This window comes from Paenibacillus sp. FJAT-26967 (assembly GCF_001541095.1).
GTDB lineage: Bacteria > Bacillota > Bacilli > Paenibacillales > NBRC-103111 > Paenibacillus_F.
The window spans coordinates 258,873-279,764 of record NZ_LMXH01000001.1; the positions used below are offsets into that span (position 1 = coordinate 258,873).

General features: G+C 50.7%; 18 protein-coding genes. 13 read left to right on the forward strand and 5 right to left on the reverse strand.

Annotation, left to right across the window (positions count from 1 at the left end; all coding sequences use genetic code 11):
- Positions 1-32 precede the first annotated feature (32 nt).
- The 5 genes from accD (at position 33) to AR333_RS01210 (ending at position 4,603) form a co-directional block, all read left to right on the forward strand.
- On the forward strand, positions 33-899 hold the full coding sequence (gene accD / locus AR333_RS01190; RefSeq protein WP_068773531.1) for an acetyl-CoA carboxylase, carboxyltransferase subunit beta: 867 nt from the start codon (positions 33-35) through the stop codon (positions 897-899).
- Positions 889-1,863, forward strand: coding sequence for an acetyl-CoA carboxylase carboxyl transferase subunit alpha (gene accA, locus AR333_RS01195; protein WP_068773532.1), 975 nt, complete (start codon positions 889-891; stop codon positions 1,861-1,863). The genes accD and accA overlap by 11 nt, the downstream gene beginning before the upstream one ends.
- Positions 1,856-3,616, forward strand: coding sequence for a pyruvate kinase (gene pyk / locus AR333_RS01200; protein WP_068773533.1), 1,761 nt, complete (start codon positions 1,856-1,858; stop codon positions 3,614-3,616). The genes accA and pyk overlap by 8 nt, the downstream gene beginning before the upstream one ends.
- Before the next feature lie 153 nt (positions 3,617-3,769).
- Entirely contained in the window at positions 3,770-4,201 is a 432-nt protein-coding gene (locus AR333_RS01205) for a thioesterase family protein (RefSeq protein WP_068773534.1), read from the forward strand.
- Between the two features lie 6 nt (positions 4,202-4,207).
- Positions 4,208-4,603: an FxsA family protein gene (locus AR333_RS01210; RefSeq protein ID WP_068773535.1), complete on the forward strand. Its 396-nt coding sequence runs from the start codon at positions 4,208-4,210 to the stop codon at positions 4,601-4,603.
- A gap of 51 nt (positions 4,604-4,654) precedes the next feature.
- Here the strand turns inward: AR333_RS01210 and ytvI are convergent, their stop codons facing one another.
- Positions 4,655-5,788, reverse strand: a complete 1,134-nt coding sequence (ytvI, locus tag AR333_RS01215) for a sporulation integral membrane protein YtvI (RefSeq protein WP_068773536.1) — start codon at positions 5,786-5,788, stop codon at positions 4,655-4,657.
- Between the two features lie 282 nt (positions 5,789-6,070).
- Positions 6,071-7,597, reverse strand: coding sequence for a Ppx/GppA family phosphatase (locus tag AR333_RS01220; protein WP_068773537.1), 1,527 nt, complete (start codon positions 7,595-7,597; stop codon positions 6,071-6,073).
- 263 nt (positions 7,598-7,860) lie between these two features.
- Here AR333_RS01220 and citZ point away from each other — a divergent pair, with 263 nt between their 5' ends.
- The 3 genes from citZ (at position 7,861) to mdh (ending at position 11,502) form a co-directional block, all read left to right on the forward strand.
- Positions 7,861-8,973 carry a citrate synthase gene (citZ, locus tag AR333_RS01225; RefSeq protein WP_068773538.1) on the forward strand — a complete coding sequence of 371 codons (1,113 nt, stop codon included), beginning with the start codon at positions 7,861-7,863 and terminating at the stop codon, positions 8,971-8,973.
- Between the two features lie 131 nt (positions 8,974-9,104).
- Positions 9,105-10,403, forward strand: coding sequence for an NADP-dependent isocitrate dehydrogenase (icd, locus tag AR333_RS01230; protein WP_068773539.1), 1,299 nt, complete (start codon positions 9,105-9,107; stop codon positions 10,401-10,403).
- A gap of 154 nt (positions 10,404-10,557) precedes the next feature.
- A complete protein-coding gene (gene mdh / locus AR333_RS01235) occupies positions 10,558-11,502 on the forward strand; it encodes a malate dehydrogenase (RefSeq protein WP_068773540.1) in 945 nt (314 codons plus the stop codon).
- Between the two features lie 215 nt (positions 11,503-11,717).
- Here mdh and yfbR read toward each other — a convergent pair whose 3' ends face one another.
- Positions 11,718-12,314 carry a 5'-deoxynucleotidase gene (gene yfbR, locus AR333_RS01240; protein WP_172798783.1) on the reverse strand — a complete coding sequence of 199 codons (597 nt, stop codon included), beginning with the start codon at positions 12,312-12,314 and terminating at the stop codon, positions 11,718-11,720.
- A 20-nt stretch (positions 12,315-12,334) separates the two neighbouring features.
- Here yfbR and AR333_RS01245 point away from each other — a divergent pair, with 20 nt between their 5' ends.
- A complete protein-coding gene (locus AR333_RS01245) occupies positions 12,335-12,610 on the forward strand; it encodes a hypothetical protein (protein WP_068773541.1) in 276 nt (91 codons plus the stop codon).
- On the opposite strand, the gene AR333_RS01250 is transcribed toward AR333_RS01245, so the two are convergent.
- A complete protein-coding gene (locus tag AR333_RS01250; RefSeq protein ID WP_068773542.1) occupies positions 12,573-13,745 on the reverse strand; it encodes a polysaccharide deacetylase family protein in 1,173 nt (390 codons plus the stop codon). The two genes, AR333_RS01245 and AR333_RS01250, sit on opposite strands and share 38 nt — an antisense overlap.
- A gap of 149 nt (positions 13,746-13,894) precedes the next feature.
- Between AR333_RS01250 and AR333_RS01255 the strand changes: the two genes are divergently transcribed.
- The 3 genes from AR333_RS01255 to AR333_RS01265 all read left to right on the forward strand — a co-directional run bounded on the left by AR333_RS01255 (position 13,895) and on the right by AR333_RS01265 (position 18,370).
- Positions 13,895-15,481 (forward strand): fumarate hydratase, encoded by a 1,587-nt coding sequence (locus AR333_RS01255; RefSeq protein ID WP_068773543.1) that lies wholly within the window; start codon positions 13,895-13,897, stop codon positions 15,479-15,481.
- A 244-nt stretch (positions 15,482-15,725) separates the two neighbouring features.
- On the forward strand, positions 15,726-17,525 hold the full coding sequence (gene pnpS / locus AR333_RS01260; RefSeq protein WP_068773544.1) for a two-component system histidine kinase PnpS: 1,800 nt from the start codon (positions 15,726-15,728) through the stop codon (positions 17,523-17,525).
- Positions 17,526-17,647: 122 nt separating this feature from the next.
- The gene (locus AR333_RS01265) at positions 17,648-18,370 is read left to right on the forward strand and encodes a response regulator transcription factor (protein ID WP_068773545.1); all 723 of its coding nucleotides are present in this window, start codon (positions 17,648-17,650) and stop codon (positions 18,368-18,370) included.
- Between the two features lie 187 nt (positions 18,371-18,557).
- Here the strand turns inward: AR333_RS01265 and AR333_RS01270 are convergent, their stop codons facing one another.
- On the reverse strand, positions 18,558-19,427 hold the full coding sequence (locus AR333_RS01270; protein WP_068773546.1) for an AraC family transcriptional regulator: 870 nt from the start codon (positions 19,425-19,427) through the stop codon (positions 18,558-18,560).
- Between the two features lie 206 nt (positions 19,428-19,633).
- Between AR333_RS01270 and AR333_RS01275 the strand changes: the two genes are divergently transcribed.
- Positions 19,634-20,725, forward strand: a complete 1,092-nt coding sequence (locus AR333_RS01275) for a Gfo/Idh/MocA family protein (protein ID WP_068773547.1) — start codon at positions 19,634-19,636, stop codon at positions 20,723-20,725.
- Positions 20,726-20,892 lie beyond the last annotated feature (167 nt).

Genomic DNA, 20,892 nt, shown 5'->3' on the forward strand with positions numbered 1-20,892 from the left:
GAGCGGATATTGTAAGCCAAAGAGGTGCGAATGTGTTAAAGGATCTTTTTCAAAAACGCAAATATGCAACCATCCCTTCTGAAAAAACGAAACGGGAAATACCCGAAGGGCTGATGAATAAATGTCCGCGCTGCGGAACGATTCAGTACAGCAAAGAGCTTGAGAAGAATTTAAAAGTATGTACATCATGCAATTATCATTACAAACTAAATGCGCTTGAACGCGTTGCGATGACTCTCGACGAGGGCCGTCTGTTCGAGTACGACGACAACATGGTTTCGGAGGACCCCCTTCAATTTCCGGATTATGAAGCCAAACTGAGCAAGGCAAAGGATAAATCCGGTCTGAAAGATGCGATTGTGACCGGGGAAGGAACCATTGGAGGCTATCCGGTCGTATTCGGAGCGATGAGCTTTGATTTTATGGGCGGTTCTTTGGGTTCTGTCGTCGGGGAGAAATTAACGCGCGCTATTGAAAACGCTATACAGAAAAACTACCCGTTAGTGTTGTTCTCGACTTCGGGCGGGGCCCGTATGCAGGAAAGTATTCTGAGCCTCATGCAAATGGCCAAAACGAGTGCAGCTATCTCCCGTCTGGATGAAGCGGGCGGTCTGTTTATCTCGGTCATTACGGACCCGACATTCGGTGGTGTATCGGCCAGTTTTGCCATGCTTGGAGATATTATTATAGCGGAGCCTGCGACCTCTTTCGGTTTTACAGGACGCCGTGTTATTGAACAGACAATTAAGCAGAAACTGCCTGATAATTTCCAGACTGCGGAATTCAATCTCCAGCATGGGCAGCTCGATAAGGTCGTAGCCCGTAAGGACCTTCGTGCTACACTGACCAAGCTGCTTGATCTGCATGCAGGAAAGGGGGATGCGAATTATGGCGAGTGAAATGTCATTTGAGCAGCCGTTAGTAGAACTGCGCAGCAAAATTGATGAGCTTAAGAAATTCGGAGAAGATAAGAACATCGATTTCACAGAAGAAATCAAGCGGCTGGAGGAACGTTACAAGCAGCTCGAAGAAGAGCTGTATACGACGATATCCGCCTCGGAGAAGATGCAGCTGGCCAGACATACTCAGCGTCCGACTACAATCGATTACATACAAACGATTTTTACTGATTTTGTCGAGCTTCACGGAGACCGTTTGTACGGGGATGATCTGGCTATTGTTGGCGGTGTTGCCAAGCTGGACGGGCTGGCTGTTACAGTAGTCGGGCATCAGAAGGGTAAGGATACGAAGGACAATATTGCCCGTAATTTCGGATGTCCTCACCCCGAAGGTTTTCGTAAAGCACTTCGTCTTATGCGTCAGGCGGACAAGTTTCGCCGGCCTATCATTACGTTTATCGATACCAAGGGGGCTTATCCGGGTAATGCTGCGGAAGAGCGCGGCCAGGGTGAAGCTATAGCCCGGAATCTGCTCGCTATGGCCGGCTTTCGCGTGCCTATCGTCTGCATCGTGATCGGTGAAGGCGGAAGCGGCGGAGCATTGGCACTGGGGCTGGGCAACCGGGTTCTGATGCTTGAGAATGCGATTTATTCGGTCATCAGTCCTGAAGGGGCTGCAGCGATCCTGTACAATGATGCATCCAAATCACTGCAAGCGGCAGAAGCTATGAAGATTACAGCCAAACAAATTGCGGAGCTGGGTGTTATCGATGGAATTGTTCCTGAACCTCAGGGAGGCGCCCATCGTGATTTGGAGCTCCAGTCCACACATATAAAGGCGGCGATTCTGGAGCACCTGCAGCAGCTGTTAGCCATGTCCGCAGAAGAATTAAAAGACGAAAGATACGAGAAATTCAGACAAATCGGCAGATATACATTCACTCAGGAGGGTAATCATGCGTAAGACAAAAATTGTATGTACCATAGGACCGGCAAGCGAATCGAAGGAAAACCTCAAGAAGCTGATCGAAGCGGGAATGAACGTCATGAGACTGAACTTTTCTCATGGTGATTTTGAAGAACACGGCAACCGGATCAAGAATATCCGTGCAGCGTGTGAAGAGCTAGGCGACCGTAATGTTTCTATTCTTCTGGACACCAAAGGACCGGAAATTCGACTGGGCAAGCTGAAGGAAGAGCCTATCGAGCTGGTCGCGGGCGATACGATTACTCTTACAACCGAAGAAATTCTCGGTGACCGTGAACGCGTGTCCGTAACTTATGACGGTCTTGCCAGTGACGTAACTCCAGGCTGCATTATTCTCATTGATGACGGTCTGATCGGCCTTACTGTAGAAGAAGTAAACGGACCGGACATTAAGTGCCGGATCGTGAACAGCGGCCCTATCAAAAGCAAAAAAGGCGTAAACGTTCCGGGTGTAAGCATTTCCTTGCCGGGCATCACGGAAAAAGACGCTAACGATATTATTTTCGGAATCGAGCAAGGTATCGACTTTATTGCGGCTTCTTTTGTTCGTAAAGCCAGCGATGTTCTGGAAATTCGTGAACTGCTGGAGCGTCATAACGCTTCTCACATTCAGATTATCTCGAAGATCGAGAACCAGGAAGGCGTAGACAACCTGGACGAAATTCTGGAAGTATCGGATGGTCTGATGGTAGCTCGTGGAGACCTTGGCGTCGAGATCCCGCCGGAAGATGTGCCGATCGTTCAGAAGCATATGATTAAGAAATGTAATCTTGTCGGCAAACCGGTCATTACCGCGACGATGATGCTTGACTCCATGCAGCGCAACCCGCGTCCTACCCGCGCTGAGTCAAGTGACGTAGCCAATGCCGTATTTGACGGCTCCGATGCGGTTATGCTGTCAGGTGAAACAGCGGCCGGTAAATACCCGGTTGAAGCCGTTCTGACGATGGCACGCATTGCAGAGCGCGCAGAGCAGGCCTTGGACTACCGTGAACTGTTCGTGCGTCAGGCACAGGCGCTCCAGACTTCCGTAACGGAATCGATTTCGCAATCCGTTACGAATGCTGCGCTTGAGCTGGATTCCAAAGCCATCATTACAGCTACAGAGAGCGGTTATACGGCGAGAATGGTTTCCAAGTATCGCCCTAAAGCTCCAATCGTAGCCGTAACCCGCAACCGCCATATCATGCGCCGTTTGAACCTGGTATGGGGCGTTCAGCCTGTGCTTCTTCATGAGAATGCCCAGACTACGGACGAGCTCTTCGAGCAGGCAGTAGATGCAAGCATCCGTGAAGGCCATGTTGATCTGGGAGACATCGTCATCATCACTGCTGGCGTGCCGATCGGCAACGCAGGCGCAACGAACCTGATGAAAGTTCATCAGGTTGGCGAGATGATTGCCAAAGGTACAGGGATCGGTACTCAGCATGCCCAAGGCATCGTTGTTACAGCTGAAACGGCGGAAGAAGCGGTGAGCAAGATGAAAGACGGCGCCATTCTCGTCACCCGTACCACGGACAAGGAATACATGCCGGCAATCGAACGTGCCGCCGGACTTATTACGGAAGTCGGCGGAATTACATCGCACGCTGCGGTAGTGGCTCTGAGCCTTGGAATCCCGGTTATCGTAGGTGTGGATCGTGCTGTCGAGCTGATCAAAGATGATATCGAAGTTACGATTTATCCGGAAGTTGGCATTGTTTACTCCGGGCGTGCACGCGTACTTTAAGTTTTGGGTTTGGAAAGCAGAGCTGGCTCTGCCAGCTTATTCTAAAGAGAGGAGTGGATTCGCAGGTGCGAATTCACTCTTTTTTGCAGAGAAGGATCGCTCTGGCAGCAGTGGCACAACATAAGGTGAATACAGCACATGGAGGTTGTTTGTATGAAGGAGAACGAAGCGGCTACCGGGCAGGATTGGTTTACGCAAACACTCAGGGTCCGGTACCAGGAAACCGATCAAATGGGCGTGGTTTACCATGCGAACTATTTGACCTGGCTTGAAATTGCAAGGACGGAGTACATCCGGAGTAAAGGTTTTACATACAAAACAATTGAGGATCTGGGTCTGATGCTTCCTGTTGTCGGGGCAGAGCTCAAGTACATCAGTCCGGCCCGGTATGACGATGAAATTACCCTTGCTGCGCGTATTGTGGAGCAAAGTCCGGTAAAACTTGAATTCGGCTATGAGGTCCGCCGGCAGGAGCAGCTGCTTGTTACCGGGACAACCCGTCACGTTTGGGTGAATCTTTCTTGGAAGCCTGTACGTATAAATAGAGAAGCACCGGATTTATATCGATGGCTGCAAGGAGGTTGATGACCGTTGTTGCGTAAGGTACTCGCTGTAATACTTCTGGTTCCTGTTCTTGAGATTGCACTGCTTATTGGTATGGTGAGTCTCGCCGGGGGCTGGTTTACATTCACATGGATTCTTGTGACCGCTCTAATCGGAGCTTTATTGGTCAAAAGAGAAGCCCGCAGAATAAGCTCTTATAGAAAAAGCCAAGTGACGGTGATTCAGAATCCGGCGGATTCGATCATCGACAGCTTAAGCTTTTTCATTGGGGGTCTGCTGCTGATTATTCCCGGATTTATCACGGATCTGATCGGAATTCTGCTCATTCTTCCGTTTACCCGCCCTCTCTTTAAAGTGGGGATGGTATATCTGCTGCAGAAACTGATGCGCGGCGGTAATTTTATGTTTATCAACCGGCGCTAATGACTTAACAGACGCAAGAACTTATCGTTATATGCCAAAAGAAAAGGCCCGTCAGCGAACTTCTGCGTTCGCTTCGGAGCCTTTTTTGATGTAAGTGACAATGTCATGAAAAACATGGGCACGGTAGATGGCAGTGAGAACGACCATAAGTACGGGGCCGAGAATAAGGCCGATAAAGCCGAAGAGCTTTAGTCCCACGAACAGGGCGATCAGGGCGGCCAGCGGATCCAGACCGACACTGGAAGCCAGTACTTTGGGCTCCATAATCTGCCTTACGATGACGATCAAGCCGTACAGGACGGATAAGCCTATCCCCAGGTAGACATTGCCAGAGAAGAAGGCGTAAATGATCCAGGGGACCATGACCGCTCCCGTACCGAGGTAAGGCATCAGATCACACAGCCCGATCAGCAGGCCGATCGTAATGGCGTAGTCAACCCGCAGAATCAGCAGTCCAATAATAACCGCTAAGGCGGTCAAAGAAACAAGGATGAGCTGAGCTTTGAGAAAGCCGAATAGAGCTTTGTGCAGGTCGCCGCTGATTAAGCGCACGGCTTTGCGAGCCGTTTCAGGGATAATTGCGGTATAACGCATTACAATCAAGTACCAGTCTTTGCTGATAAAAAAGGTCGCAAGCAGGACGATAATGGCCACGGTTGCAATGTTAGGCAGGGATTGAACGATGCTGATCAGGGCGTTGACGATGGCCTTCACAGCATTGGAGCTGAAGTCTGCAACAGTCCCGGTCACTGAACTCAAATTGGTGCTCAGGTCAAGATTGTTGCTTTTCATAAAACTATTCAGTTGGCCTATAACCCCCTGAAACCAGGAGGAGTTCCAGAAGCTCGCCGCTTTATCTCCCCATGTATTGATGTTGTTCTGCAAATTAACGGCAAGAGCACCGAGTTCTACGATGACTTTAGTAACCAGCAGAGTCACTGCAGTGACGGTCAGTGCAATGAGAATCAAAATGACCGTGGTGACGGATAACCAGCGCGGGAATTTGGCTCGTCGCTGCAGCAGATTGATGACAGGGTTAAGCAGATAAGCAAGCAGCCATCCGAGTATAAACGGATATACGAGCGGTGTTACGTAACGTGCTGCCCACCAGCCGAAGTAGAGCAGCGCTGCCACCAGTGCTCCGCGGAAAATTTGATGCAGCAGATAGGGATTGAATACTCTCATTTGGCTTCCTCTTTCTTATGCGGATGAGATTCTGTACAATCGCAGCGATAGTCAGATGACTCATTGAATTTGTATCGACGTTCAGGAGAGCATGCTCCTGTATGCAAGCAGGAATCTGCAGGAAGGAAAGAATCTGCATTCTTTCATTATATGTAGATAGGGCCGCTTACTAAACATACCCTCAAAGCGGCTCTTGTGAATCTCGTCGGCTGACGGTTTTTGTGTCGGCGAAGTAGAGGCAGCGGGCAGCTCTAAGGCTTATCGGCAAAATTGAACCGCAAATCAGGAGTAGGAACTTTGTATGACAGCCTTATAAGGCCAGTATTTGGCGAACTCGGCCGCCGCTTCCTCTATATGAATGAGCTCGGAAGGATCCTGTTCTCTCAGGCTCAGGTTTAACTGAAGACAGGACCCTGTGATCCAGGCTTTCAGTCCGGTTATGTTGCCTGTCTCTCCGTAGTCAAATGAAGAGGCAAGGCGAAGCAGAGAACCCAATTTCACGGCGCATTCTACATCTGACTGGTGCAGAAGTTTCTCGAACCGCAGAGCCTGCTGGCGGGTACGTTTCGAGTTCTTGAATGTGGCGATCATGGCGCATAGGATCGTCTCTCTATGGCTCAAGCCGTCAATGCGCGACTCCGTAATCATGTGGAAGGTATGCCGCGCATGCTGGTAGCTGCTGATGGCAAAGCCGATCCGCTGCATAAGGGCGGATGCCTCCAGAAGCGAGCGGTGACGAGGCTGGAGCAGAGGCGAGGCGGGCGCCACCGCATCGAACAGGATGGCGGCATGGGCCGCGGCTCTGCGCACATAATCGTGAGGCTGCGGGGTGTACAGGTTCATCATATTCTCTATGCTGAAGCGGAGTACGTCTTCGATCGGCAGGCGGTCTCCCATAGCCGCTTCGAAGAAGAGGCCGTCCCTGAGGCCTGCACTGCTGACTATCAGTCTGGATGCGTCCAGACGCTGGTATATGGCCTGCAGCAGGACGACGCCGGTAACAATAATGTCCGCGCGGCCTTTGGACATGCCGTTGAGCTTCTTGCGCTTCTCGATGGGAAGCGCAGGGAGGAGATCTGCGTACTCTCTGAGATCTTCCGCCTGCAGCTCGAAATTGTGCATAACCGGAAGAGGATAATCCGTACGCTTCTGTATCAGCTTGGCCAGCGCACGGCCGGCGCCGCCCAGGCAGACCAGCGGCAGAGCGCGTGCGCTGCCGATCCATGGATGCCGGTCTATAGCCTGCCCGAGAAGCAGCCGCAGATCGCGGATACGCTCCTGCCGGACGATTCCGCCCGGCGTGTATTCCCGGGCGGCCGTGACTGCGCCGAACGGGAAGGATACGCTGTTTACCCGCTTGCGGCCGAGAAACAGCGTAATCTCTGTGCTTCCGCCGCCGATATCTACGATAAATCCATCGGAAATATCGAGGGTGTTTACGACCCCGAGGAATCCGAGCCGCGCTTCTTCTTGTCCGGGAAGCACCTCGATGAGGATGCCCGATCGTTCCGTAAGCTCCCGGGCAATGTCTGCCGAATTAACCGCATTGCGGATGGCAGCGGTCGCGGCAGCTTTCACGTGATCGGTTTCATAGACATCACAGATCCGCAGGAATCTGCGGAGCAGGGGAACGACAGAGAGGATTCCGTCTTCAGTCATGGCCCCGTCTGCACCAATGCGTTCGGCAAGACGCGCTGTTTCTTTGGTCTCGTGAAGAATGCGATAGGCGCCCGAAGGTGTAAGCTCATAAATGACAAGCCGCACTGAGTTGGAGCCTATATCGATAATGCCGTAGCGAATGTTTTTCATAAGTTAGTCCCCCGGAGGTTGAGAAAGTTTATCGAATATGTGGTATGATAAAAAATGACGAAATTTTGCACGCTCTAATTGTATCAATACAGAGCTATGACCACAAACAGAGAGCAAGCGTCCGGATTTTCAAGAAGGTTTATTTATGAGAGTGATAATGAAGTTTTATGGCGCTTTTGTTCACTTAATGGTCAAAATACTTTATTATTGGAAAGAAGAGTACTGCAGTTTTTGTCAATCCAGTGAAATAAGGAGAGGTTTCCATGACAGCTACCAAAGGCTTGGAAGGTATTGTTGCGACAACATCGTCGATAAGCTCCATCGTGGACGGTGTGTTAACTTATCGCGGATTAGATATCGATGATTTGGCGGAAAACGCCTCCTTTGAAGAAGTCATCTACCTGCTTTGGTTCGGTAAATTGCCTAATCAATCCGAATTGGATCAGCTTCGCAGCGATTTAAATGCGAGTTCTGCAATTCCGGATCAGGTACTTGAACAAATTAAATTGTATCCCAAAGATACAAATTCCATGGCAGCACTTCGTACGGCTGTATCCAGCCTAGCCCTATATGATGACGAAGCGAATGATATGAGCCGTGAAGCTAACGTCCGCAAGGCGATTAAGCTGCAGGCGCAAATTCCTACCCTTATTGCCGCATTTGCGCGCATCCGTGAAGGCAAAGAACCTGTTGCCTCCAAGGGATTGCCTTCTCTTGCTGCAAACTTTCTTTATATGCTTACGGGCAAGGAACCCGATGAAACCGCTATCACGGCTCTGGATAAGGCGCTTGTCCTTCATGCAGACCATGAACTCAACGCTTCCACTTTTGCGGCTCGTGTAACGGTTGCAACCTTGACAGATATGTATTCCGGCATCACATCGGCTATCGGCGCTCTCAAAGGCCCTCTGCACGGAGGAGCGAATGAAGCGGTTATGGCAATGCTCGAAGATATCGGTGAAGTGGAGAACGTTGTTCCTTACATCAACCGTAAGCTAGAGAACAAAGAGAAAATCATGGGCTTCGGACACCGCGTTTATAAGAACGGCGATCCGCGCGCGAAGCATCTGCAGAAGATGTCCCAACAGCTGACAGAATCTACGGGTCTTGGCAAATGGTATCAAATGTCCATTCAAATCGATGAGCTTGTAACGAGCCTCAAAGGATTGAAGCCTAACGTAGACTTTTATTCCGCTTCCGTGTATACGACACTTGGTATTCCTCGCGACCTGTTTACACCGATCTTCGCGATCAGCCGCGCATCCGGATGGACAGCGCACATTCTTGAGCAGTACGATAATAACCGCCTGATCCGCCCTCGTGCCGAATACACAGGCCCTACGAATCAGAAGTATGTACCGATCAACGAGCGTTAATTACTAGCCGGCAACGGGCTTACATAACAGGGACCCGTCTTTTTCCCTTGCCCGGTAATCCGGCTTCTATGTGCGTTTGCACAGAGCCTTTGCTCCCATATAACCCATTATCGATTAGGAGGATTTTTATTATGCCGAAATTTGAAAGCTATGCACTGCCGACTGAAGGTCAGTCCATCACAATTGAGAACGGTAAGCTGAACGTTCCGAACAACCCTATCATTCCATTTATCGAAGGCGACGGAACTGGTCCTGACATCTGGGCAGCTTCCCAGCGCGTTCTGGATGCAGCAGTAGAGAAAGCTTACAATGGCGAGAAGAAAATCGCTTGGTATGAAGTTTTTGCCGGCGAGAAAGCATTCAACCAATATAACAGCTGGCTGCCGAACGATACGCTCGAAGCTATCCGCGAGTATATCGTAGCCATCAAAGGTCCTCTGACTACGCCAGTAGGCGGCGGTATCCGTTCCCTGAACGTTGCGCTTCGTCAAGAGCTGGATCTGTACACTTGCCTGCGTCCTGTCCGTTATTTCAACGGCGTACCTTCACCTGTGAAGCATCCTGAGCTCGTAGACATGGTTATCTTCCGTGAGAACACGGAAGACATCTATGCAGGTATCGAGTATCAAGAAGGTTCCGCTGAAGTGAAGAAAGTGATCGAGTTCCTGCAAAATGAAATGGGCGCTAACAAAATCCGTTTCCCTGAAACTTCCGGTATCGGTATTAAGCCGGTTTCCAAAGAAGGTTCCCAGCGTCTGATCCGTGCTGCGATTGAATATGCAATCAAGCATGGCCGTAAGAGCGTAACCATCGTTCACAAAGGCAACATCATGAAATTTACCGAAGGTGCTTTCAAGAACTGGGGATACGAGCTTGCTGAGCAGGAGTTCGGCGATAAAGTATTCACTTGGGCACAATACGATAAGATCAAAGAAGAGAAAGGTACAGACGCTGCTAACCAGGCTCAGAAAGAAGCTGAAGACGCAGGCAAAATCATCGTGAAAGATGCGATTGCCGACATCGCTCTGCAGCAAGTTCTGACTCGTCCGACCGATTTCGAAGTGATTGCAACTTTGAACCTGAACGGCGACTACCTCTCCGATGCACTGGCAGCACAAGTTGGCGGTATCGGTATCGCACCGGGAGCTAACATCAACTACGTGACAGGACACGCAATCTTCGAAGCAACTCACGGTACAGCTCCGAAATACGCTGGTCTTGACGTAGTTAACCCGGGTTCCGTGATTCTGTCCGGCGTTATGATGCTTGAGCACCTGGGCTGGCAGGAAGCGGCTGACCTGATCTATAAAGGTATCGAGTCCGCTATCGACGCTAAGACTGTTACTTACGATTTCGCACGTCTGATGGACGGTGCTACTAAAATCAAATGCTCCGAGTTCGGTGACGCAATCATCAAGCACATGGGCTAATAGATATACCGCTTTACGGTTGTACAACTTCAAGGGACAGGCCGGGTCAGCCCGGCTGTGTCCTTCTAAGTATTTGTGGACTTCAGACCATTGTTACCAGATACACGCTTACCTTTCATGAAGCGGAAGATAATGAACAGGAGGTTTCACAATTATGGCTATTCGCCGCAATAAAATTACGGTTGTAGGTGCAGGTTTTACGGGAGCAACGACAGCTCTTATGCTGGCTCAAAAGGAACTGGGAGACGTCGTTCTCGTCGATATCCCACAACTAGAAAACCCGACAAAAGGTAAAGCTCTCGACATGATGGAAGCAAGTCCGGTTCAAGGCTTCGACAGCAACATCGTGGGTACGTCTTCTTATGAAGATGCAGCTGGTTCCGATATCGTGATTATTACTGCAGGTATTGCGCGTAAGCCTGGTATGAGCCGTGATGACCTTGTGAACACCAATGCAGGCATCGTAAGATCCGTTTGCGATAACGTTAAGCAGCATTGTCCGGATTCCATCGTGATTATCCTCAGCAACCCGGTAGATGCGATGACTTATGTGGCTTACGAGGCGCTAGGATTCGAAAAAGAGCGTGTAATCGGCCAATCCGGCGTGCTGGATACGGCACGTTACTGCACATTCATCGCTCAAGAGCTGAACGTATCGGTGGAAGACGTCCGCGGTTTCGTTCTTGGCGGTCATGGGGATGACATGGTGCCGCTCGTACGTTATTCCAACGTTGGCGGTATTCCGATCGAAAAGCTGATTCCTGCTGAGCGTATCGAAGCGATTGTACAACGTACACGTACAGGCGGCGGCGAGATCGTTAACCTGCTCGGTAACGGCAGTGCATACTATGCTCCTGCAGCTTCCCTGGTTCAAATGGCTGAAGCTATCCTGAAAGACAAGAAGCGTATCATTCCTGCAATCGCTCTGCTGCAAGGCGAATACGGCTATGAAGACCTGTTCATGGGCGTTCCGACTCTGCTCGGCGCAAAAGGAATCGAAAAAGTATTTGAACTTGAACTGACTGGCGAAGAGAAAACAGCACTCGACAAGTCCGCTGATTCCGTTCGCAGCGTAATCAAAGTCGTAACGGGCGCTTAATTGATTTGTCCGGTTGCTGTCATAAATAGTACTCCACAGAGAAGAGCCGATTCGGCTCTTTTCTGTTGTCTGGGGGAAACGGTGCGGGAGTTGCTAGAACTTGGCACCGAGCAGATGATACTGCGCGAAATCGAAAGCGAATGTGAAATTGAAAGCGTAGGCGTGTGCTTAGTGCTAAGGATTTTGCTTATAAAAACATATAAAAAAGCTGTCCGTTATTCGGACAGCTCATCAAGTGTTTTCTCAAGGCTGGGGGCAAGACGGGTGAGGAAGTAATTCACTTCGGGCATATCCAGTTCTGAGATGGACCGCTCGATCTGTTTCTTGGCGGTGCCGAACTCGCGGTTGCCGGCTGACAGTTCGGCCGTGCATTTTAAGTAGGCGTCAAGCAGATCTGCCGCTTTGACGATCCTGGAGAGCTCTGGATCAGCATGTCCGCATATGAGCGGCTCATAGGTGCTTCTGAGCTCGTCAGGGATCATGGTAACCAGCTTGTCCGCTGCAAGCTGTTCGATCTCGCGGAAATTCCGCAGAATGTGCGGATTGTGGTGCTTGACCGGCGTCGGAATGTCGCCGGTAATGACTTCCGTGACATCATGGAACAATGCCAAGGAGACGGCCCTGTCGGTCGGCAGCTGTTTGCCGAATACTTCGTTGCCGATGGTGCACAGCACATGAGTGAGCAGTGAAACATGGTACGAATGCTCGGCGACATTCTCATATACCGTGCTGCGCATGAGACTCCACCGCTGTATATAACGCAGCCGGTACAAATACGCGAAGAAATGGTGCTCTGATTCCATGTCAGCCATGTAGGGGCTCCTTTCCGCTTATGCCGGTATGGGTGCAAAGGTTCCGTGTACCCGCACGCAGCAGCGGGTATGCGGTTCAGCGTGGATATGTAAAGATGGCGAAAGCTAAAAGTTACCTGCCGGAAACCAGGATACAAGCAAATGACCGGGCGGGAATCGCCGCGGCCGTAATAACGAGTGTCCGGCACAACACGGTACGATCCGGTACAACCTGGTGTGCCGGTTCGTCCGGGTCAGGATTCCTGACCTGCGAGGCCGTTATGGACCTGCGGGTGTTTTTGACTCTGCCTGCCTGATTAGGGGCTGCTCCCGCCAATCGATGTAGCCGCTTCTGCGGTTGTAGGTGATTTCACGCCCGAGCAGCTGCTGCAGGTCGGGAAGATTAATCCGAAGTACGGATTGTTCCCTGCGGATAGGTTCTTGCAGTTGAACGTTGCCCTCGCCGGATGTGAACAGCTTGCTCCCGACATTGCCGGTCAAGGACCTGTCGCCGAGCCGGACAAGAATAGAGCTGCCGTCATCGACAACAGTTCCGCCCAGTCTGGATACGGCATCGGCCAGGTCGACTGCGGTGAATGTGTCCGGCCGGGCTACTGTCCTGCGCTTCAGCATGGTATGAAGCCTCTCAGGGGTAATCCACGGGCTGCCGGCATTGATTCGCGGAATGCGCATACGGTCCGCTTCCCGGGTTGCCATCTGCGGGATGATGGTAAAGCCGTAATTGAAGCCTGCCTGGCGGAACAAATCGGCTCCTTCTTCATTGATGATGCCATAAGGATAAGCGACCGTATCGACCGGAAGGTCCTGAAGGGGCTCCAGCTTGTTCGCGCAAGCCGCCGCATCCGCCGATATCCTGGTCCGGTACTCGGCATCCGTCTCGCTTCTGCCGTCCCGTGTGTCCCTTCCGACAAGTGCAGCTTCTCCGTTAGGAAGTTTGCGGTGCGAACCGTCCGTATGGCACTGGACTTCCATGAAATTCGTTTCCCTGGACATGCGGGCGAGTTCTTCTGGGGACATGGACGGGATATACGTAGACTTCGGATCGGCAAGCGCATCCGTTATCATGAAGTTGACGGCGGGAACGCGAAGCTCACGCAGAATCGGATAAGCATTCTTGTAGACACTCTCGTATCCATCGTCAAAGGTGACAAGTACGGCATTATCGGGTACCGTGGCGCCGTCCATGTACTGCTTAAATTCCTGCAGAGAAATAAAATGATAGCCTTTGCTGAGTAAGAACTGCAATTGATCGCGGAAGAGCTGGCTTGTAATGGTGCTCGTACTTGTATCCTCATCGTGAATATGGTGGTACATCAAGACAGCCACCTGGTCCCGGTACAGCACTTGGTTCCTCTCCGCCTGGGTGGGTACAAGCAGTGCGCCCAGTCCGATCACGGAAAAAAGCAGGGCACTAATAAGTCGTTTGTGCATGGATGGATATGCTCCTTGTTTCTATTATCCTTGGTGACAAGCGGTGATAACAGTGTGGTATAATTAAAGTATTGGAATAATGAGTTTTCCTGGACAGGTTCCAGGATGCAGACTCGTAAGATGTGACCAGAGGAGAGGAGATCAACACCATGCAGCAGTTTCTACAAAGTGTATATGACCTGATCGTGGAAACATCCACGAACCTTCCTGCAGACGTTCGCCGGGCGATTCGCCATGCCCGGACACTGGAGGATCAAGGAACCCGAGCAGCGCTTTCGCTGAGTACGATCGCTCAGAATATTGGTATGGCGGAAGCCAACGTATCTCCGATTTGTCAAGATACGGGAATGCCTACGTTTATTATACACTGTCCGGTTGGAGCTGACCAAATCACGATGAAGCGTCAAATCCGTGAAGCGGTGGCGCAAGCGACTAAAGACAGCAAGCTTCGCACGAACTCAGTCGATTCGCTTACTGGAGAGAATACAGGAGACAACCTGGGACCGGGTACTCCGGTGATTCACTTCGAGCAGTGGGAACGCAGCGATATTGAAGTTAAGCTTATTCTAAAAGGCGGCGGCTGCGAGAACAAGAACATCCAGTACAGCCTGCCTGCTGAGATTCCGGGCCTCGGCAAAGCCGGCCGGGATCTCGACGGCATCCGCAAGTGCGTGATGCATTCCGTGTATCAGGCTCAAGGTCAAGGATGCAGCGCAGGCGTTATCGGCGTCGGCATCGGCGGCGACCGGACCACGGGCTATGAGCTTGCCAAGCATCAGCTTTTCCGCAGGCTCGATGATGTGAATCCGAATGAGGATCTGCGTAAGCTGGAAGATTATGTGATGGAGAACGCCAATAAGCTCGGAATCGGAACGATGGGCTTCGGTGGACAAGTGACTTTACTCGGCTGTAAAGTCGGAGTCATGAACCGTCTGCCGGCAAGTTTCTTCGTATCCGTAGCGTATAACTGCTGGGCATACCGCCGTCAAGGTGTCGTCCTGGATGCTTCGACAGGCGAGATCCGCGAATGGTCTTACGAGCGCGGCTCCGATGTTCCGATGGAAAACGCGGCGCTCGATCAAGCGGCACCTGTGGAAGAAGCTCCGTCCCCGGCAATCGCAGCTGCGGTACAAGCGGAAGCGCCTGCCCGGCAGCGCGAAATTGTTCTTCAGACTCCGATCAGCGAAGAGCAAATCCGTGAGCTGAAAGTAGGCGATGTGGTCATCATTAACGGTACGATGCACACAGGCCGTGACGCGCTGCACAAATACTTGATGGACCACGATGCTCCTGTGGATCTTAACGGCGCAGCCATTTATCACTGCGGTCCGGTAATGAGCAAAGATCAGGCAGGCAACTGGCAAGTCCGGGCAGCAGGTCCGACAACCAGCATCCGGGAAGAGCCTTACCAGGGAGATATTATTAAGAAGTTCGGCATCCGTGCTGTCATCGGCAAAGGCGGTATGGGGCCCAAAACGCTCGCCGCTCTTAACGAGCATGGCGGTGTGTATTTGAATGCGATCGGCGGCGCGGCGCAATACTATGCGAGGTGTTTCAAAAAGGTTGAGGGTGTAGACTTTATGGAATTCGGTATTCCGGAAGCCATGTGGCACTTGGAGACGGAAGGCTTCGCTGCGATTGTGACGATGGACTCTCACGGCAACAGCCTGCATGCGGATGTAGAGAAGAATTCCCTTCAGAAGCTGGAGCAATTTAAAGAGCCGGTATTCATTTAATACTTGTAATATAATTGGAATACGGACTTATACGATGATTAAAAAGTTGTGAATATAAGGAAGCCGGAGGCAATTCGCTTCCGGTTTTCTTGCCATTTACATAATCTTTACTTTTGTTGCCCGCGGCGGGAGCTTACACTTAAGATGGAATTTGTGTGTCTGCAAATACGGTATAAAAGAACGATAGCTATTAAGGCAGACACTAGCAATAAGATGATCCCGACGTTTGGAGTGAAAAGAACCGATGCATAAATTTCGTGTCCGATTAACTGTTATTCTTATGATCATGATCGGGGGCTCCATGCTGATCGCCGGTGTGTTTATGGCGAAGCTGCTTGAGGACTCCCATATAAAAGAACTGGAGAGCAATCTCGTACGCGAGCTTCGCGTGATGGAAACAATGGGCGACTGGAACCGTGCAGGCAAAGAAGAGTTCCTGATTCCGTATTATACGCAGCAGGCACAGCGTCTGAAGCAATATACGGAAGCTCGTGTTACTTATATCCGGGAAGACGGCCGAGTTCTGGGAGATTCCGATGAGAATCCGGCAGAAATGGATAATCACATGAATCGGGCCGAAATCAGTCAAGCTATGAAGGAAGGCGCGGGTTATACCATCCGTCACAGCAATACGCTGGAGCGGAATATGCTGTATGCGGCGATACCTGTAAGAGACGGCAGAGGTGAAGTGAGCGGATACCTGCGGCTTGCGATTAGTCTGGAGCAAGTGGAACAGACAATCCGCCATCTGTGGCTGTTCCTGCTCACCGGACTGCTTATCTTGTTCGCGGCAGCGGGCATAATCAGTTACCGGATTGCCAGAGGTTTGACCCGGCCGATTGAGAATATTACTCAAGTCGCCCAGCAGATTACGAACCGCAATTACAAAGCGCGGGTAGAAACTCAAAGCCTGGATGAGGTGGGGCAGCTGGGCCAGGCGATTAACCGGATGGCTGACAGCCTCCAGATGCAGATGAACCGGATTCTGGAGCATGAGGGACGCCTTAAAGGTGTCCTTGAGAATATGGGCAGCGGCATTCTGATGGTGGATAAGGATCAGCGGATCGTACTTGTAAACAGGTCTGTGGAAGATATTCTGGGCTTCTCTTCGAGTGAACTGTACGGGAAGAAGTATAATGAAGCCAAGCAGCAGTTCGAATTGACGAAGCTGATTCAGGAATGTATAGAAACGAATAAATATATCCGCGAAGAAAAGATTTTCTATTATCCGGTGGAGCGGATTCTGGAAATAAGTCTGAGCCCGATTCTTCAGGCGGGCGGGGAATGGTCGGGCGTGCTGGTCGTTCTGCACGACATTACCGCGATCCGCCGTCTGGAGCGGATGCGCAGCGAGTTTGTCGCCAATGTATCCCATGAGCTCAAGACGCCGATTGCAGCTGTAAAAGGCTTCTCCGAAACGCTGCTGGCGGGCGCACTTGACGACCGCGAGACCGCGAAGTCGTTCCTGCAAATTATTTTTGATGAAAGCGAACGGTTGAACAGGCTGGTTGGGGATATTCTGGAGTTATCCAAAATCGAGTCCAAACGCATTCCTCTCCAGCTGTCGCCTACGAGCCTGGACAGCATTATTGAAAAATCTCTTCAAATGATGGAGTCAGAAGCGGCGAAGAAGAAGATATCCCTATCCATGAGTGCAGAGGAGAATCTCTATCTGGAAGCGGACGAAGACCGGATCAGCCAGATTCTCATTAATCTCCTGGCCAATGGAATTAATTATACGCCGGAAGGCGGGACGGTATCGGTACAGGCCGAGTCGATTGAGCATGATGGCGGTATGGATGATGAACGTATCCGGATAAGCATTAAAGACAGCGGCATCGGAATACCAAGTAAGGATTTGCCGCGTATTTTCGAAAGATTCTACAGGGTAGATAAGGCAAGATCCCGGAGTTCAGGCGGAACCGGATTGGGTCTGTCGATTGTGAAGCATCTGGTCGATATGCACCAGGGTACGATCCGCGTAGAAAGCGAAGTCGGCTCCGGAACCGAATTTATTATCGAGCTGCCGGTCATTCATCCTTAGACGCGGTGTTTTTTGAGGATAGTTTACATGGCCTTAATGATTTGTTTACATGAGATTTACATTTCACTGGTATGATTAGCTTACACTAGTCGTACAAGACGTTAAAAGGCGTGGGGGACACGATGTCACAAAAAATTCTGGTTATTGAAGATGAGCCTACACTCGCAAGGCTGCTTTCTTATAATTTGACTCAGGAAGGCTATGAGACTAAGGTGGTCGATCATGGGGGAGACGGTCTGCAGGCTGCTATGCAGCAGCCCTATGATCTGATCATTCTGGACATCATGCTGCCGGGATTGAATGGGTTTGAAGTACTGTCCAAGCTGAGACAGAAAGGCAACGCGACGCCGGTTGTCATTCTGACGGCCCGCAACGCGGAGGAAGAAGTCGTTCAAGGTCTGAAGCATGGCGCAGACGATTATATTACGAAGCCGTTCGGAGTTGCGGAGCTGCTTGCCAGGGTTGCCGCAGTTTTAAGGCGCACCCATACGGATGAACCCGGCAGCGAGGGCAAGAAATCAACGGACAAGGTTATTGCGTTCGGAGATCTTCAGATTTTTCCTGAAAAATATGAAGTTTATCTCGGAGAAGAATCGATCCCGCTTCGTCCGAAGGAGTTCGAGGTGCTGCTGTATCTCGTCCAGCGTCCCGGCGTTGTCGTCACACGCGATGATCTGATGAACATCGTATGGGGGTTCGATTATATCGGCGGACAGCGGACGGTGGACGTGCATGTTAGTTCGCTCCGCAAGAAGCTGGAGATGAACCAGCAGTCGGTGCAGATTGAATCGATCCGCGGGGTAGGCTATAAGCTGGTTGCCCAGCAGGTTCGCCGGTCACTTTAACGAGTAATAATGGACAAGATTCCGTACTGAAGAGCCCGGCCGAATTCGGTCGGGCTTTTTTTTATATAGGATACTCTTATCAAGCAAGGGGCTTAAACAAAATGCGCGGGCATGGTGCTCAAGCTGGGTACAGAGCCAAGACGACGCCGGGAAGCTATTAGGTTGACGGCAGGAGAGAACTTAGGGACTACCGGTTCCATTCCAGCATTTTTTTGCGAAATTCATGCGGGGAGCATTGATTGACTTTCTTGAAGGTTTTGTAGAAGTGCGCCATATTCGGCATGCCGATTTGTTCGCCGACCTGCGCGACGCTGATATCCTGGGTGAGCAGGATTTTCTCCGCCCGCTTGATTTTCTTGGAATTCACGTAATCCATGAAAGAAATGCCGAGTACTTTCTTGAAGTATTTGACAAAATAGTAGTAGGAGATATTCGCGGCTCTGCTAGCCTCTTCCACGTATACTTTGCCGTCGATATTGCGGTCGATATATTCGAATACAGGCTTAAGCCTGACGAGGTCTGTACTGCTGCCATAATTAAGCAGTCTTTCCGTATCTCCGCGCAGCAGGGTAAGTACGATCCGCTTGATCAGAATACTGACGGCAATTTCGTAGCCGACCTGCTTGTTTTTCCATTCCATGTGGATGTCCTTGATGTACGAGAAGATTTCAGACCGGATGGCCGGATTATCCCGGAAGATATAATTAAGCTTACTGAGCGCCGATTGAGTCTCTGAGAAGTATCGGAGATATGCAATCCCGCTTTCGTCAAAATAATGTTCCAGATCAAACTGAAATACGTAGTAGATCAGAGGTGAACTGGATGCCGAGCGGTCACGGTGCAGCTCTGAAGAACCGATAAGGAGAACATCGCCTGCCTTCATGCGGACAACCTCGTGTTCAAGGTAGACCTCCAGTTCTCCCTCGACGACGGCCAGCATCTCCACCTCCTTATGGTAATGCCACTGCCCCAGCAATTCAGTCTCCCTGCGGGCTTGAAAAACCCGCATAGCCAAAAAAGGGTTTTCATAGTTAATTTGTTCATTATAGATTTCCACCGACTGGACCCCCGAATGCCAAAATTGCATATAAGTATCGCCAGATTCGTAATTTTCTTTTGGCGTCGTATCTTCTATACTTTATTGTAGTACGTTCGAGAGGACAGGGGAAGCCGATAAATTTTAGAACGCGCGTACATTTAGAATGCCGACCCTGTCTGCTCCTATCTACATACCTTGGTTAACCATTTTAAGGAGGAACTGCAATGTCACAAAAGTACCGGATCGGAATTATTGGATGCGGAGGTATTGCTAACGGCAAACACCTTCCAAGTCTGGCCAAACTGCCTAACGTAGAATTGGCTGCATTTTGCGATATCATCCTTGAACGGGCAGAAAACGCAAAGAAACAATACGGCTCCGGAGATGCTTGCGTGTACCAGGATTACCGTGAACTGCTAAAGGATTCCTCCCTTGATATAGTCCATGTTTGTACACCAAACGATTCTCATGCGGATATTACGATTGCGGCTCTGGAAGCAGATAAGCACGTGATGTGCGAGAAGCCGATGGCGAAGACATCTGCCGATGCCCGCCGGATGGTAGAAGCTGCAAAACGTACCGGGAAGAAGCTTACGATCGGTTACAACAACCGGTTCCGCTCGGATTCCCAGTATTTGAAAAGACTTTGCCAGGACGGTGAACTGGGTGAAGTATACTTCGCCAAGGCTCATGCGATCCGCCGCCGCGCCGTACCGACTTGGGGCGTGTTCCTGGATGAAGAGAAGCAAGGCGGAGGCCCGCTGATCGATATCGGTACTCATGCGCTGGATCTGACCCTGTGGATGATGGATAACTACAAACCCAAAGTCGTTCTGGGTACCGCTTATCACAAGCTGTCCCACCGCGCAGATGCAGCTAACGCTTTTGGACCTTGGGATCCGGCTAAATTTACGGTCGAAGACTCCGCTTTCGGAATGATCACCATGGAGAACGGCGCGACGATCATGCTGGAATCCAGTTGGGCTTTGAACACGCTGGAGGTGGACGAAGCGAAATGCACACTGAGCGGAACAGAAGGCGGAGCGGACATGAAAAACGGTCTGCGCATTAACGGCGAGAAGAACAGCCGTCTCTACACGCAGAACATCGAGCTGTCCAGCGGCGGTGTCGCTTTCTACGAAGGTGATACGGATAACGCGCCGGATCTTGAGATGCGTCTATGGATCGACGCCATCGAGAACGACAAGGACCCTGTCGTTACACCGGAGCAGGCGCTTGTCGTATCGGAGATTCTGGAAGCGATCTACGAATCCTCCAAAACAGGCAAAGCCGTGTATTTGAACGAAGATAAATAAGCGGAGTATCCCGGAGGAATTGTTTCTCTAGGGGACGGTGCTCCCTCTTTGAAAAATAGTTAAAAGACAGCAAGCTGTCGTTGGCAATCTGCCGGCGTCAGTTTTTTTTTGTTGTCTGGGTATGAAGTTATTTACATAAGATCGTATAAGAGTTTCATTCAAAATTT